The sequence below is a fragment of the Paenibacillus sp. FSL R10-2771 genome (assembly GCF_038000205.1).
Taxonomy (GTDB): Bacteria; Bacillota; Bacilli; order Paenibacillales; family Paenibacillaceae; genus Paenibacillus_AQ; species Paenibacillus_AQ phytohabitans.
The window spans coordinates 2,987,398-3,002,700 of record NZ_JBBOBM010000001.1 but is presented as its reverse complement, the minus strand read 5'-3'; the positions used below and the strand labels follow the sequence as shown (position 1 = coordinate 3,002,700).

The window sequence follows — 15,303 nt, the reverse complement described above, 5'->3', positions numbered from 1 at the left end:
GGCATCAGCCGATTAAACCCGCAGCCAGCAGGAAATGACTGACAATCTCACTTTGCAGCCGCACCCTTAAGGAGAAATCGAGACTCCAGCAGGTTTCCACTGTAACGGCTCTCGCTCCGAGCAGACGCTGCATAGCCATCCGTGAAGTCCCGGTGCGCTCGCGGCGGCGGATATTGAAGCGGTAAGCTTTATTCGGAACCGACAAGTTCATCTTCTTCACAATTTGCTTCGCCACACCTGCCACCCGGCTAGCCGGGCTGATAATCAGCGTCTGCCCTACGCGCCGCGGATTAAGCTGTGACAGCCCGTTCGCTTCATGCAGATCCAAATACCAGGATGGACGATAACGTGCGGCGAGTTGGAACACCGCAGCTGACAGCGGATGTCTAGCCTTAGCGCCTCTACCTACCGGGAAGGTACGGTTCAAATCAGGTATGCCGCGGATGCCCTTACGCCGTGCGGATACATTCACCAGCGGGACAATAATCAGCTTCCCTCTGCGCAGAACCCAATCTCCGCGCTTGAACCGGCTTACGATCCCCTGTGCCGCACGGGTACTCGCCGGTTCATTGCCATGGACGCCGGAGATGATCATAAATACAGGACCGGGAGCTACGCTGTTCACGACATAATAAGGTGTGGCATAGGGAGTTCCTGCTGCCAGCATATGCTTCTCGACAGACACCGCGTTTCACCTCCGTTCACGTATGCAGAAGTACATTCGCTTTATTCTGTAATGTATGCGGATCGCCAATGGTGGATTGGACACATAGACAGGCGCGGCAAAAAGCCGGGTATAGTCCAGATGGACCTTACCCGGCTTCTGTGTTCATAACGGTTATTCAATGAAATACAACCTGGTTTTTTCCGCTGGATTTCGCCTCATAGAGTGCCTTCTCCGACCCGGCAATGAACTCTGAAGTACGGTCCGTTGTAAGAGGGACTTTCAGCAGACCGCCAATACTTACGGTGACCACACCTTCTTCTTCATAACGGTCGCGGGGAATTTGCAGATCATAGACACCCTTGCGCACAGCTTCGGCCAGCTGCTCCGCCTCTCCGGAGGTTACCCCGGATAAGATCAGTATGAAAGCCGCTCCGCTGATGCGGGCGACGAAAGCGCCATGCTGCTTGCCGATAATGTTCAGTACATCCGCCACCGATTGAATACACAGATCTCCGCCTTTTAATCCGTGGACCGCATTATAGGAATGGAAATCATCGATGTCGATAGACAATAATAGAAGCGGCTCCTGCGCGCGCAAACAATCCTTCCATGTACTAGTGAGCTCGTTCTCGAGCGCCAGCCGGTTCGGCAGATCTGTTAAGGAATCCGTTGTCAGGTAACTCTGCAATTGGGTAGTTACACTGGTGTAGGCTTCACCCTTCGCATCAGCGTCAGACCCTTTACTCAGAACAGCCATAATCGAAGATTTGCCGCCATGGATTACTGAGGCTAGTGTCAGGTTCATGTCCAGAGTCTGTCCATCCGCATTCTGAAACTGTCCGCTGCCGGTTACGAACTGGCTCTTGTTCAGGCTGAGCTCCGAGAAATATTGACGCAATGCAGGACGGTATGATTCGTGCACATATTTCAGGAATGGCTGACCCGTTAGGGACTTGCCCTTCTCCATAGCCATCAGGTCCAGCGCACGGTTATTGCTATAGACGATAAGATCATCGGTAATCATAAAGAAAGCTACCGGTGACAGCTCCATCAGCTGCAGATAACGTTGTTCATTATGACGCAGACTTCGTGCATTCTGCAGTGCCTGTTCCTCGGCCTGACGCAGCTGATTCTCCGTCTGGCCGCGCAGGATAGATTTCAGCTGAGGCAGAATGTTGAGATGCTGCTCTTTCCAGGGAAGTGAAGTAGACTGAACGACCTGGCGCCATTTCTCAAAAGATTTCCGGGGAGACAGACGCATCCCGTCATTCTCCTGAATGACAGCCTTTGCAGGATCTCCTGCCCAGTCCACAATCTCTACAACTTCTGGTCTGAACCAGATCATATAGTTCTGCTGTCCGGGAGTCAGAGCCAGATACAGCACGCCGGAGGCTTTGTCCTTGTAAGCTTTGGCTGATTCATATTCCAGACTGAGCCTCGAAGTACAGTAGGTGTAGTCCCTGGCTTTACCGGCCAGCCAGCCCGCAAGCTCCCGTACCTGATCCTGGGAAGGCGTAACCCCGTACAGCATCAGCTTGTCCTGGTAACATACCGCTGCTCCTGAAGCATCCATTAGCGCAAGCAGCGTCTGCTCTTCCTCTCCCAGCTGCTCAATCACCCGGAAGGAGCTTGAATTTCCTGTGAATACATCGACAATCCGCGTCGCCTTGGTCCGCAGCTGCAGCTCTGTCTGATACGTATCCAGCTGCTGGCGCTGGTACAGCTCACTGGAGAAGAAGGAACCCAGGAAATTGCACAGATTGCGGATGCGATGCGGTACATACTTTGGCGAATGGTGATGGCAGGTGATCAGTCCCCAGAGCTTGTTATTATGAATTAACGAGATGGTGGTAGTCGCTCCAACCCCCATATTCTGCAAATATTCGATATGCAGCGGGGAGACACTGCGCAGGATCGACAGGCTGAGGTTCAGCGGCTTGCCGGTTAGGGGCTGAAGCACCGGGATAATGGGTACTGGCGTATAGTGCACATCCACGATGGTCCGCAGCCAGTTGCGCAAGTACAGCTCACGCGCCTGCTTGGGGATATCAGATGCCGGGTAGTGATGCCCGAGGAACGGTTCCAGACCTTCTTCCTTCGCTTCCGCTACAACTTTCCCGTTCCACTCCTCATCGAATTCGTAGATCATCACACGGTCATAACCGAGCATTTCTTTGACCTGTTCAGCCGCCGCCTGACTGGCTTCAATCCGGCCTGCAGTCTGCTTCATACGGCCGAAGAACGTGCGGATCCATTCAAAATCATTGGCTCCTGCACCCTCCTCTTCGGAGGCTGGCTCCAGCTCGACAATCATCAGCCCTTCACTTTCGTGAATAATGCTGAAGAAATCGGTCATCTCTCCTTCAACTTCAATCTTCAGGACAATATATTGTAAATCTGCGGTTTCCTTGGCGTTCACACTGCGCTCCAGTAAGGCCTGAAGCTGACTATCGCCTACCAGCTCAGCCATAGAAGTTCCAAGCAGCGTCTCTGCAGGAATTCCCAGCAGTACATCTGTGTTCCGGCTGGCCTGGACAATAAGATTGTCCTTGCCTTGCGTCACTGCCAGCAGCACGCCATGCGGCTGAATAAGCCCGGGAATATGGATCGGCTCCTTGTCGCAGTTCGTGAGGTCCAGCGATTCATTCAGTTCCAGACCGGCTTCGTTCAGCAATGTGCGGTTGAGCGGATCATTCTCGTTATGGGCTTTAAAGTCTGACATGGTGCAACGCCTCCAATGAAGTAAAAGATTTCTATGCATACATTATGCGTAGTTTCATATTATCTTATTTTCAGCAGCGTTAACAAATCGCGCGTACGTTAGGAGAAATTTCTATCTGGGAGGGCCGGGTTATTTCCGGCACAGATGTATACAAAAATCCCGCCAGTTCAGAGCTGGCAGGAGAATACAATCAACGGAGCTTCTTCGCTATGCCTGGAATGGAATAATTATGTATAATATTTATGGTTAGAGGAAAGTCTTAGGAGGTTGAATCATATGGAAGAAGTACGGATACAGAAGCAGGACCGTTCCGTGAGCTTCAGAGTTGCAACAGATGCAGGGGAATTTATCGTCTTTGATATGTCACTTTCCAGCCCAACCCGTAACCGCACCCTTTACAGCGGAAAAGAGTTCAGTCAGGCTTGGGCAGCCGCAGAAGCGGTTCTGGGTGAAATCGCAGTCCCTGATGAACTCTTGAAATTTGCAACAACAGTCTGATGCCCCAGAGTTGACCCCTCAACAGGGGTCTTTATTATTCATATACGAGGTGACTGTAAATGAGAAAATACAAACGTTCAGGCAGAGACATTGTTTCTTTTCTGCTGGGATTTGCGTCAGTGCTGATCATTGCCTTCTTCGTTATCCGGTATGTTCTTCAGAATGTTTCGTTTGGGCCTTAGGGGGTGGCTGTGGATGTCGAGTCACTAATTAGCTTTGAAATGTTGTACGTAATACAACTTGGACTCATAGATATAAGGGAATTTGTAAGGTTTGTTGTATGAAATACAACAATTTCCAAGCACAACAGCATGAATACGGGGAAATCCTGCATTTTGTACAACATTTTTCGTTCAAGCTCAATTTCAAGAGAAGAATGTTGTATTTCGTGCAGGATTTTTGGGATTTTCCCTCCAGCGAAAGTAAAGATTCTCATTCACGCAAAAAGGAGCATTGGGGGAATGCTCCTCTTCGGCTTACATATACCGTTATTGGAACTGCGCCTCCGGCAAAAGTTAATCCGGAAGTTATATCAATAAGTTACCTTAAAAATGACAATAATACAAGTATTTCCTACTCCGTCCAAGAAAATAAGACCCTATAATGATTGCGCTTCCCTGTATAGCAGCCCATGCGGGTATTTCGGCCGGAACGGACTTTGCCGACTGAAGAGCTCGCCCGTTATAATGAACCTACTCTGCGCAGAGAGTAAACGAGAGAAGGTACTTATACAATGGATGCTAATCCCCCTATTCAACGCAGGACCGCACAATATTCCCATATCGTTACGGAAGGCACTCATTATGAGGTCGGCCGTGCCTTGGGCGCTCATTACAAGCATAATTCCGAGCTCATCTCATTCTTATCCTCTCCATTCATGGGGGCTTCCCCGCTGCTGCCGTCTGCGGCAGATAGAGTCATGGAGAGCTTCGAGAAGTATTGCCCCGGCATGAACGAAGAAATCAAAGGCTTCGCCGACGAGACCGGTATTGAACCCGGCAGGGTTGTGTTCTATTACTCCTACTTCCAGCCATCCGGTCACTGTACACAGGCTGCATACCGGACAAGTCCGGATAACGGCGGACATACCTGTCATATGCGTAACTACGATTTTGGCTGGGAGGATGAGCCCTATAATCAGCTGCTGCTCAGTACAACTCGGGTAAAGGGCAAACCTGCGCATACCGGATTTGCGCTCCAGCTGTTCGGCCGTTATGACGGAATGAACGATGAAGGGCTTACTGTAACAACTACATCGGGGAGAATCCGTCCGGAGATGACCGGTGAAGGCTTTATTTTTCCGAGAGTGGTCCGCGCCTTGCTCGACAACTGCACCACGGCGGAAGAAGCGGCGCTGCTGATACGCAGCATGCCAGTCTCCGACTACCGGAATTTCCTGATCTCGGACGCCAAAGGCGATATCACACTAGTTGAAACTGCCGGTACGCAAAAAGAGGTCCAGTATTATCCGGCAGCGGCTGGCGGGAACTGCAACCAGCTTGTCCTCTCAGCCAACCATTATACCCTTCCATCCATGCAGGTTCATAATTTGCAGGTGATGGAGAATTCGAGGACAAGGTATGAAGCGCTGCGGTCGGCACTTACGGACGAAGTTGCCCTCCAAAGCCCCGTGGGAGCCATGCAAGCCATCGCAGGCACAGAATACCCTAAGGGAGTCTGCTGTCATCATTACAGTGAGGGTTTCGGAACGTTATGGTCCATGGTCTGTGATAACTCGGCCCGAGAGGCGCATATCTGCTTCGGTTCCCCGCAGCTGAACAGCTGGAGAACCTTTGGGTTCAACGACCCGGCCGGAGTCTACGAATATCAAGCCGTTCTGCCTAACCGCCCATCTACAGCCGGATTCTGGGATCAGCTGCCTTCTGCAGAATAGAGTGCACGAATTCTGTCTTCCCCTCACAATATGAGTCGATATCATAACGGTATTCTTTCGCAAGCCGCTGCTTGACCGCCTGATACTCCTCACGGGCAGACGGGCTGCTACGCAGATAATTGCGGAAAGCGATATGCTCAAGATATCCCTTCCCGTCCTTCGGACATACGTAAAGGTGGTACTTCATAAATCCGTCCTCCTTCACGCTCCGGAAGGCTTCCCTGCCCTCAATCCCCAAATTGCCCTGATGCTCATAACCGTACTGCTGTAATCTCCGGATGATCTCCGGCAGCTTCTCATAGCTCTCCATCACCAGATCGATATCGATAACAGGTTTGGCCGATAACCCCTCGATGGAGGTACTGCCCACATGCTCAGCCGCTATGATCAGATCTCCCGCGATCTCCAGCATCCGCGCTTCAATTCTGGCGTATTCAACCTTCCAGGCCGGGTCGTAGGGAACAACTTCAACAACTTTTGTTTTCTCAGCGATGATCTTCCCCTCCTTGGTGAGAATAGTTTTTAGTAAATATATTATAGCGCACCTGTCAACGGGGAATGTGCCTGCCTGCCAAGTATTCTATGTAACGTTTAAGTCTGCCGGGATAAAATGCAAACCGCTATCTCATACTATCCATCAGATATGGAGGTGAACAGTGTGCCCAAGAACAGTGCAGATCCGAAGCATGACCGTGCTGATAACCGTGCCGATAAAAAGAACAACCAGCAGAATCACTCCAGCATCACCGAAATCCCCCAGATGGTGAATCCGGATAAAGCCGAAGATTATGTGCCAAGCTTAAATGGCGTGACCAAGAACGAAAGCTGAATGTAAAAGGACCGGGCTTCGCTGATGGAAACATTGGCGGAAGTCCGGTCTTTTTTATGTTTTCCGATGAAATTCCAGATCTCAAGCACAGCCGGGAATCAGAATTCATATATGAATTAGAGTGTGTGAATCTGAACGGGCAATGTAGTTATAAAGTTAATGTAGTGATAGAATAATACAATCATTCTAATAATCACGGGAAGAGTGGAAATATGCGAATAGGATTATTTGACTCCGGAATAGGCGGTTTAACGGTGCTTCATCAGGCACTGAAATTTCTGCCGCAAGAAGATTACCTCTTTTACGCAGACACTGCACATGTTCCTTATGGAGAGAAAACAAAAGAAGAAGTTAGAGAGTACATTCTAAATGCTGTAGATTTCATTGCTAAACACAATATAAAAGCTTTGGTCATTGCTTGTAACACTGCCACCAGTATCGTGATTGAGGAGCTCAGAAGCCGGTATGACTTTCCTATCCTGGGCATCGAACCGGCAGTGAAGCCTGCCATTGAACAATCCGAAGGAAAACAGAAAAAGGTTCTGGTGTTAGCCACGAGACTTACGCTGCAGGAGAAGAAGTATCATGATTTAGTTCACCGTATAGATCATGGGGAAATTGTGGACAGTTTGCCTCTTCCCGGACTGGTGCAGTTCGCTGAAAGCTTTGAATTTGATGAAAAGAAAATCATCCCCTATTTACATCAAGAATTGTCCCAGTTTAATTTGCAGCAGTACGGCACAGTGGTACTCGGATGTACCCATTTTCCTTATTTCGAGAATAGTCTTAAGAAGGTTTTTCCTGCTCATGTCGACTTCATCTCAGGCAGTATTGGAACAGCAAGACATCTGAAACGCATACTCGAACTCAAAGGTCAGGTTAACCAGAGTGGTACCGGCGATATCATCTTTTTCAAGTCTGGTGTGATAGTTGAGGATACCTGCACGTTAGGCAATTACCATCGCCTGTTTAAACTTCTGGATGAACTGTGAATTTAATTATGTTCAGCTGCTGATGATTACCGGAGAAAAGGAAGTGTATGACTTGAGCCACTATGAAGCGGTCATGGGGAAATTACGCCGAAACCCCCTGAAGAATATAACGCTGCTCAAAATGATGACTGCCTATCACAGTCAGATTGACAGTACGCTGATCGAACAGCAGGATCACTGGGGAGTATTATTGATGATGCCTGCCGTGACCTTCCCCTACGATCACCGGACCTATCCTGAGGCCGACACCGTTGTGCTAATGGACTACAGCAGCCCGGAGGTCTTCCCCGCCCTGCTGAAGCTGCTGCCAAGGGACGCAAGGCTCGTATTTAAGCTGCAGGAGGATGCGTACCGCCAGGCGCTGGAGCCGCATTTCACACTGCATAAAGTCCGCAGTCTCTATTCCTATTCTACGGCCGAAGGCCAAACCTTCAGCGCAGACGGGGCATGCATCGTAAGTGAAGCAATAGATGAACGGCTGCTGCCGTTATGGATGGCCAACGACTACTCACAGGGGGAAATCAGTCAATATTTTCAGGAGGGGGCTTTCTCTGTAGCATTGTTCGAGGGAGACGTGCCGCTCAGCACTTGTATGGTATTCCGCAATGAGGAGTCTGTCTGGGAGATTGGAGCTGTACATACGGCTGCTGCCGCAAGAAAAAACGGACTGGCGCAGCGCGTGGTCCGCACAGCATTGTACCATACTCTGCAAAGGGGATATATTCCGAGGTATCAGGTACTTGAAGACAATCTCGCCTCCATACGTCTGGCTGAATCGATTGGTCTTACCCCCGCAGTGAAGCTTGAGCACTGGATTAACTATTAACGGTTATCTCTGTATTCAAAATATTATATACTGTTAGAAACATGTATCTGTCTATGGAGCCTCTGCTCACAAACTATGAAGGAGTTAATCTATGAGTTATCAACCCCCACCCTTTGGAGATCAGGAATTTTATCAACAGTTTCCCCCGCCGCCCCGCCAGGAGCGGACGAACGGCAAAGCGATCGCAGCACTGGTGCTCGGCATTCTCTCCATCGTAGTTCCTTATATCGGACTTATCTTCGGAATTATTGCGATCGTTCTGGCTGCACTCGCCTTCAAGGAGATCCGTCTCCGCTATGAGCAAGGCAGGGGGCTGGCGATTGCCGGGCTGGTCTGCGGGATTGTCGGCACCATCATTTACGCTGTACTAATCCTCCTGTTTGTTCTTGCACTCGTGATGTTTGGTAATATTGACACCGACACGGTGAATTATTTCAACAATTTAAACAGCTTTTAAAGGGTGAAAAAACAATAAAAGGAAGCTGACACCGGTTTCGATAACCGGCATCAGCTTCCTTTTATTGTTGCGGCGGAGTCCCCTTACTCATGAGAATGTTGATGCTCTCCTGCTGACGGTATTCCGTCGGTGTAAGCTGATATTTCTTACGGAACATTTGCGTGAAGTGCCGCATGTCCTGATAACCCACCCGTTCAGCAATTTCAGCCAGCTTCAGCTTGGGATTGAGCAGCAGCAGCTTGGCCTGCTCCAGCCGCAGGGAGGTTACATATTCCTTGTAGCCCTGCCCCGTCTTCTGCTTAAACAGCTGGCTGAAATACGCCGGATTCAGGAACACCACCGAAGCCATTTTCTCCAGTGACAGATCCTCGTAGAAATGCTCCTTGATATAGTGCAGCGCAACATCAATGGCCTTCTCCCCGCTGCCCTTCATCGGCTCCAGCTCAAGCGCCTGGGAGGCCGAAGCCTCCCGCATCCGCTTCACAACCTGCGGCACGGTGTTGAAGTCGTAGCTGAGCCCGGAGTGGATAATCTGGAAAGGAATCTTCAGGTAATGCGTCAAATGAGCCTTGACCTCTTCCTGGAAATGCTCCACCCGGACGTTCTCACCCGGCGTAATAAGGCCCAGCAGACTCTGCCGGTCATAGCTGACAACGAATCCCCGTCCATGCTGGTCGATCAGCTCAGACAGCACATTCTCGACGATGAAATGCTCCAGGCGGACACTTTTGTCACCCGGGTCCAGCTGGATCATTACCAGATAGAAGTGGTTGTAATCTTCAATAAAAGGCTCAATATCCAGATTCCCGATATCCAGCCCAGAGGCCAGCCGCTGGAATACCCCCTCGCGGAGGAATCTCAGACTGGCCTTCAGCCGTTCGCCTTGCCGCGAGATATTATTGTCCTGCTGGATTTCCGTTGTTAGGCTGTCAATAAGCTCAGTCAGCTTTGTTTTGCCGATCGGCTTAAGCAGATAGTCTCTCGCACCCAGCCGGACTGCTTCCTGCGCATAGGAGAATTCGCTGTGGGCAGAGATGACAATCCATTTCACATACGGATACCGGCGCTTCGAGATCTTCATGAATTCGAGGCCGTTCATTCCCGGCATCAGAATATCGGTCAGCACAATGTGGATGCGCTGTTCTTCCATGATTTTAACCGCTTCTTCCGCTCGGGCGGCCACGAATACCTGATGCTCCGGGCTAATCTGCCCGATGGTGCGCTTGATGCCTTCACGTATGACCCGTTCATCATCGGCAATAAGAATATTCACGTAGTCTGTTCTCCTTCCACTGAAATCGGCAGCACGATGGCAACCTGTGTCCCTTCTCCGGGGAAACTCTGAATCTGCAGGCCGTAACACTCCCCGAACATGAACTGCAGCCGGCGGTGCAGATTCTGCAGGCCGATGCCGCTTTTGCCGCTCTCCTTGGGACTGAGACCAGGAGCGTCCCCATTCAGCGAGTCCTGCAGCCGTTTCAGCTGTTCCTCATTCATTCCATTTCCATTGTCTTCCACAATCAGTCTAAGAACGGAACCTTCTTCACTGGTATATACCTTCAATATACCCTGGCGGCCCAGTGATTCCAGACCGTGCTTGACGGCGTTTTCAATTACAGGCTGGACCGTCATTTTGGGAACACGGATGTCCAGCCAGCGTTCATCGATTTCCGTAATAATCTGCAGCCGGCCTTCCAGCCGGATCGAGATAATCTTCAGATAATGGCCAATCTGCTCCAGCTCTTCGCGCAGGCTCACTTCGGCCCCATCCTCCCACTGGCTGCTGTAACGGAACATTGAGGACAGGGACAAGACCAGCTCACCCAGTTGCTCATTGCCTTCCTCATCCAGCATCCAGTAGATCATATCGAGTGTATTGTACAGGAAATGCGGATTGACCTGGGACTGCAGCGCATGCAGCTCAGCATTCTTCTCACTGACGGAAGAGAGCTTCACCCGTTCAATCAGCTCCTCGATCCGCCGGACCATCCGGTTGAAGGAAGCCACGAGAATATTAATCTCCTGATAGGAGGAGACATTGACCATTCCGCGGAAGTTACCGACCTCTACCTGCCTCATCTCCCGGATCAGCTTCTTCAGCGGCGAGGAGATGGTCTGAGATACGATCGAGGCAATCAGTGTTGAGACAATAATCAGCGCCGAGATGACAATCAGCAAATAACGCTTCATCTCAATCAGCTCTACATTCAAATCCTTGTCCGGGGTTATACTCATCACCCACCAGCCGGAGAATGACAGCTTGGAGGCTACGACCAGCCGGTCGCTTTGCTGCTCAACCATCACATTCTGCGAAGTCGGCAGCATAGGCAGATTGGAGACGTCCGGCGTCGGATCTGTAGCAGAAGTGACAAACCGTCCATCCGGGGACATCAGATACACCTGACTGTGCTCACCGAGCTTCAAGTTCTCAAGGGCATCCAGCACCGGCTGCGGATTCGTCTCATACAGCACGATCCCGATCGGCTTATGCTCATTCAGATCATAAATCTGCCGGCCGAAGGCGAACACCGGGCTGTCCTCCACCTGATCGATCAGGGAATGCTGGTACACCCCGAGCCAGACCATTTTACCTGACGAGGCCTGCAGCTGGTGATACCAGTCTTCATCGGCGTAATCCGGATCGACCACGTTCATATAATTCCCGTAATTATAAATCTTCCCTCTGTCTGTGATCACATGAATGCCCACCAGGTCATCCCGTGAATAAAAAATCGAGCCGATAATATTCGTCACGGTCTGCTCATTGATATAAGCCACCGCCGGCTCATCGGTTTTCTCATTAATCAGACGAATCATCTCGAAGTTATTGCTGAGCGATTTGGACAATGCATCATAGCCCTTGTAGAGGAGTGTGAACAACCCTGCGGTCTGGGCAACGTTTTTTTGCGACAAATCACTGATCTTCTCATGCAGCTGATCCGTAGTCCGGTTATAGTACAGCAAGCTGACAATAAGCAGAATACTGGACATGCAAAAAAGAAACAGCAAGAACAACCGATGATGGATGGAATGAAAGCCGCTCTTCATAGGACTCTCTCCTTTCAACACCCTGTCCTGCCGTTTCCTATTATAAATCTAACCCAATTTTATATGCAACGCGTGAATTCATAATTCTGCAGATCAGCCTTTGACAGCCCCTGCCACCATGCCCTTAGTGATCTGGTTCGACAGGAAGAAGTAGATCAGGATAACCGGCAGCGCACCCATAACGAGGAATGCCCCGATGTTGCCGTAGTTGACCGAATACTGGCTGACGAAGGTGTAGACCCCGAATGGCAGGGTTTTGAGCTTCTCGGACGAGATGAACGTTGCCGCCAGGATGTACTCGTTCCAGATGTTGATGAAGGTCAGGATACATACCGTCATTACCGGCGGTACAGACACCGGAAGAATAATGCTGCGGAAGATCCGGTACACACTCGCTCCGTCGATGAACGCCGACTCTTCAATCTCATGCGGGATAGCTCTCATGAATCCGCTTAAGATGAATACGGCGATTGGCGTGGAGAATGCGACGTAAGGCAGAATCAGCGACCAGTGAGTATTCAGGATATGCATATTTTTGAAAATAATCATCAGCGGCAACAGTGTAGCCTGCATCGGAATCATCATCCCCATCAGGAAGATGGTCATCACGAGATTGCCGTATTTCCAGCGGAACCGTGAGATTGCATAAGCTGCCATTGAGGCCAGCAGGATAACACAGATCATCGTAAATGCGGTAACGAATACGCTGTTGGACAGATACTTCAGATAACTCCCGGAGGTGTAAGCTTCATAGTAGTTATGCCATTGAATTTTTTTGGGAAAAGAAAAGAAGCTGCCGTCCATGATTTCTTCGTTGGTCTTGAGTGAATAGAGCAGCAGCCATAACAGCGGGTACAGTTGGGTGACCACAGGGATGGCAAAAAGAAGATACACGATTCCTTTTTTTAATTTACGCATGATTCGCGCACTCCTTTCCTAGTTGTATTTTTTCTCAAGTTTATTGAAGATGGTATTGATCACTCCGGTAAAGATGAGACAGACAACAACCAGGAACGTTGCGATCGCACTGCCGTATCCATACTTGAAGGACATGAAGGAACTGTTATACATATGGGTTGAGATGACATCTGTCGCATGCGCCGGACCGCCGCCTGTCATGACCATGACCAGATCGAAGGCCTGCAGGGAGCCGATAAACGCCAGGATAATCGATATTTTGAAGATCGGAACAATCAGCGGGAGGGTAATATAACGGTCCGCTTTGAAGCCGTCTGCTCCGTCAATTTTGGCCGCTTCATATAGCTCATCAGGAATATTCTGCACTCCGGTATACTGGATCAGCAGATGGTAGCCGAAGAACTGCCAGAGTGATACCAGATAAAGGGAATACATGGCGATGTTCGGCTCGGTGAGCCAATTGTGAGTCCAGCTGTCAAGACCCAGTGACACTAGCACGCCATTCAGCATGCCCCCCATGGAAGTAGGGTTGTAGATGGTCTTCCAGAGTTGTCCAATGATAACAACCGACAGGATCACCGGTGTGAAGTAGATCGACACCAGTGTATTAGCTTTTTTCAGATAACGGTTAAGCAGGATAGCCATTCCTAAGCAAAGTGGAATTTCCAGCATGGAAGCCACTGCATACAGCAGGGTTCTTCGTACGGAAGGCCAGAACACAGGATCATTGAAGAACATATCTTTGAAATTGCCTAAACCGATAAACTCCGCAGTAGTAAGACCGTCCCACTTCAATAAGCCCGTATATAATGATACCAGTATGGGAACAAACACAAGGCACACGTACAAGAGCAGACATGGCAGTATGAAGACGGCTATTGTGCGTGCTGGCACCTTAAGTACTTTCATCTTTCCCGCCTCCTAAACAAGCAGATTCTTTGTCTATTTACGATATTCACGATATTCACATTGAAAATCTTCATGATAAACTCGATGCGAAGAAGCCTGGATCAGCTTGCTTCGCATCGAGAAGGACAGCTTTACGGTTGCCTGTAGCGTATTGCTTATTGCTTATTTGTTGGCTTCAAATGCAGCCTGGTGCTCTTTCGCTACCGCAGCGGAATCCATTTTCTGAACGAACAGGTTCTGAATGCTGCTGAGGTGAACTTGAGCTGTTGCAGGGTTCATCGTGTTATCGAACGCCAGGTCGCCGCCTTTAACTTGGTTGAACAGGCCGGCAATGTTAACAGCCAGATCAGAGTAACCGGCAGCTTTGAGGTCGCCGTCTACCTTTTGACCGATACCTACAGCATTTTTCAGTTCAAACTGTTTCTTAGGATATTCGGAAGCGAAGTAGTTCAGGAAGTCTTTGGTTTCTTGCAGGTGTTCGCTGTTTGCAGATACGGCAAATGCGCTGCCTGGTGCAAGCATGAATTCGTTAGGATCGCCCTTGCCGTTCACTGTAGGGAATTGGAAGGCTCCAACTTTACCGGCTACAGGCGATGCGTCAATTGCGCCTGTTTCCCAAGATCCGATCGACCACATTGCCGCTTTACCTGTTTTGAAGATGTTACCGCCGGCATTGGCATCAATGGAAGTAGCTCCATCCGGGAATGCACCGGCTTGAACCAGTTGCTGGAATGCTTCTACAGCTTCTACGAATGCAGGATCTTCGAAGGTTTTCTTGCCGTCAAGCACATCCTGCAGGAATCCAGGGCCGCCGTTGGTGCGGAGCAGGATGTTCATGAACAGGAACGAGCCGGTCCAGGAATCTTTTTCACCGATAGCTAGTGGGGTAATTCCCTTATCTTTCAGGATTTTGACATCCTGGAGCAATTCTTCAAAGGTTGTCGGAGGAGCAGCAATTCCTGCTTGTGCGAACAGATCTTTGTTGTAGTACACGACTTCGATGTTGTTGCCGTCAGGAAGCGCATACACATTGTTGTCGAAGCTGTAGTAATCGAGCAGGCCTTCCTGATAAGTGTCTTTCAGGCCATTCTGATCGAGCATATCATTCAGTGGAGCGAACAATCCTGCATCTACGAAAGGCTTCATTTGTGCAGCCGGGTTAACGATGGTGATGTCCGGAACTTCTTTGGAAGCAGCCTGTGTTTTGAGCTTCACTTTCTGCTGGTCTGTGTTCAGCGTATCCAGTTCAATCTTCACATTCGGATGATCCTTCTGGTATTGCTCGGTCAGCTCGTTGATCATTTTGTAGGCCGGTGTTGCAGGGTCAGGATAGATATTCTGGAAGGTAATTGTTACTTTCTTGTCGCTTGGAGCAGTTGTTGCTGCGGCGTTTCCGCTATCTGTTGTGTTCGGTGCGGCGTTGTTTTTGGCGCCGTCATTTGCGTTGTTGTTCGAGTTACCGCATGCTGCAAGGCTTAACGCCATAACTGCGGTGAAAGCGATGGTAGCGGATTGCTTCATTTTTCTGTTGACCATTAATTGA

At 49.8% G+C, this 15,303-nt stretch carries 16 protein-coding genes; 8 read left to right on the top strand and 8 right to left on the bottom strand.

Going from position 1 to position 15,303, the window contains the following annotated elements:
* Nucleotides 1-4: 4 nt before the first annotated feature.
* Both NSU14_RS13135 and NSU14_RS13130 read right to left on the bottom strand, forming a co-directional pair.
* Nucleotides 5-685: a succinylglutamate desuccinylase/aspartoacylase domain-containing protein gene (locus tag NSU14_RS13135; protein ID WP_340945259.1), complete on the bottom strand. Its 681-nt coding sequence runs from the start codon at nt 683-685 to the stop codon at nt 5-7.
* A 157-nt stretch (nt 686-842) separates the two neighbouring features.
* A complete protein-coding gene (locus tag NSU14_RS13130) occupies nt 843-3,389 on the bottom strand; it encodes a diguanylate cyclase domain-containing protein (protein WP_340945256.1) in 2,547 nt (848 codons plus the stop codon).
* Between the two features lie 276 nt (nt 3,390-3,665).
* Between NSU14_RS13130 and NSU14_RS13125 the strand changes: the two genes are divergently transcribed.
* From NSU14_RS13125 to NSU14_RS13110, 4 genes are all read left to right on the top strand, one after another.
* Complete coding sequence (locus tag NSU14_RS13125) at nt 3,666-3,887, top strand: hypothetical protein (protein ID WP_042137665.1); 222 nt, start codon at nt 3,666-3,668, stop codon at nt 3,885-3,887.
* Between the two features lie 59 nt (nt 3,888-3,946).
* Nucleotides 3,947-4,069, top strand: a complete 123-nt coding sequence (locus tag NSU14_RS13120; protein ID WP_268794596.1) for a hypothetical protein — start codon at nt 3,947-3,949, stop codon at nt 4,067-4,069.
* A 98-nt stretch (nt 4,070-4,167) separates the two neighbouring features.
* The gene (locus NSU14_RS13115) at nt 4,168-4,491 is read left to right on the top strand and encodes a hypothetical protein (protein WP_042137667.1); all 324 of its coding nucleotides are present in this window, start codon (nt 4,168-4,170) and stop codon (nt 4,489-4,491) included.
* A 129-nt stretch (nt 4,492-4,620) separates the two neighbouring features.
* Nucleotides 4,621-5,781: a C45 family peptidase gene (locus tag NSU14_RS13110; protein ID WP_340945248.1), complete on the top strand. Its 1,161-nt coding sequence runs from the start codon at nt 4,621-4,623 to the stop codon at nt 5,779-5,781.
* On the opposite strand, the gene NSU14_RS13105 is transcribed toward NSU14_RS13110, so the two are convergent.
* A complete protein-coding gene (locus tag NSU14_RS13105) occupies nt 5,741-6,193 on the bottom strand; it encodes a GrpB family protein (protein WP_231575149.1) in 453 nt (150 codons plus the stop codon). The two genes, NSU14_RS13110 and NSU14_RS13105, sit on opposite strands and share 41 nt — an antisense overlap.
* A 246-nt stretch (nt 6,194-6,439) precedes the next feature.
* On the opposite strand from NSU14_RS13105, the gene NSU14_RS13100 reads away from it, so the two are divergent.
* The 4 genes from NSU14_RS13100 to NSU14_RS13085 all read left to right on the top strand — a co-directional run bounded on the left by NSU14_RS13100 (nt 6,440) and on the right by NSU14_RS13085 (nt 8,885).
* Nucleotides 6,440-6,610 (top strand): hypothetical protein, encoded by a 171-nt coding sequence (locus NSU14_RS13100; protein ID WP_179093454.1) that lies wholly within the window; start codon nt 6,440-6,442, stop codon nt 6,608-6,610.
* 212 nt (nt 6,611-6,822) lie between these two features.
* A complete protein-coding gene (gene murI / locus NSU14_RS13095; RefSeq protein WP_340945245.1) occupies nt 6,823-7,602 on the top strand; it encodes a glutamate racemase in 780 nt (259 codons plus the stop codon).
* Between the two features lie 73 nt (nt 7,603-7,675).
* On the top strand, nt 7,676-8,428 hold the full coding sequence (locus tag NSU14_RS13090; protein WP_340945243.1) for a GNAT family N-acetyltransferase: 753 nt from the start codon (nt 7,676-7,678) through the stop codon (nt 8,426-8,428).
* Nucleotides 8,429-8,519: 91 nt separating this feature from the next.
* Nucleotides 8,520-8,885 (top strand): DUF4190 domain-containing protein, encoded by a 366-nt coding sequence (locus NSU14_RS13085; protein ID WP_042137678.1) that lies wholly within the window; start codon nt 8,520-8,522, stop codon nt 8,883-8,885.
* 61 nt (nt 8,886-8,946) lie between these two features.
* Here NSU14_RS13085 and NSU14_RS13080 read toward each other — a convergent pair whose 3' ends face one another.
* From NSU14_RS13080 to NSU14_RS13060, 5 genes are all read right to left on the bottom strand, one after another.
* Nucleotides 8,947-10,158 carry a response regulator gene (locus NSU14_RS13080; RefSeq protein ID WP_336101448.1) on the bottom strand — a complete coding sequence of 404 codons (1,212 nt, stop codon included), beginning with the start codon at nt 10,156-10,158 and terminating at the stop codon, nt 8,947-8,949.
* On the bottom strand, nt 10,155-11,933 hold the full coding sequence (locus NSU14_RS13075; protein ID WP_336101449.1) for a cache domain-containing sensor histidine kinase: 1,779 nt from the start codon (nt 11,931-11,933) through the stop codon (nt 10,155-10,157). The genes NSU14_RS13080 and NSU14_RS13075 overlap by 4 nt, the downstream gene beginning before the upstream one ends.
* Nucleotides 11,934-12,026: 93 nt before the next feature.
* Nucleotides 12,027-12,851 carry a carbohydrate ABC transporter permease gene (locus NSU14_RS13070; RefSeq protein ID WP_042137684.1) on the bottom strand — a complete coding sequence of 275 codons (825 nt, stop codon included), beginning with the start codon at nt 12,849-12,851 and terminating at the stop codon, nt 12,027-12,029.
* Nucleotides 12,852-12,869: 18 nt separating this feature from the next.
* On the bottom strand, nt 12,870-13,760 hold the full coding sequence (locus NSU14_RS13065; RefSeq protein ID WP_039301056.1) for a carbohydrate ABC transporter permease: 891 nt from the start codon (nt 13,758-13,760) through the stop codon (nt 12,870-12,872).
* Between the two features lie 162 nt (nt 13,761-13,922).
* Nucleotides 13,923-15,296 carry an extracellular solute-binding protein gene (locus NSU14_RS13060; protein ID WP_042137686.1) on the bottom strand — a complete coding sequence of 458 codons (1,374 nt, stop codon included), beginning with the start codon at nt 15,294-15,296 and terminating at the stop codon, nt 13,923-13,925.
* Between the last annotated feature and the right edge of the window lie 7 nt (nt 15,297-15,303).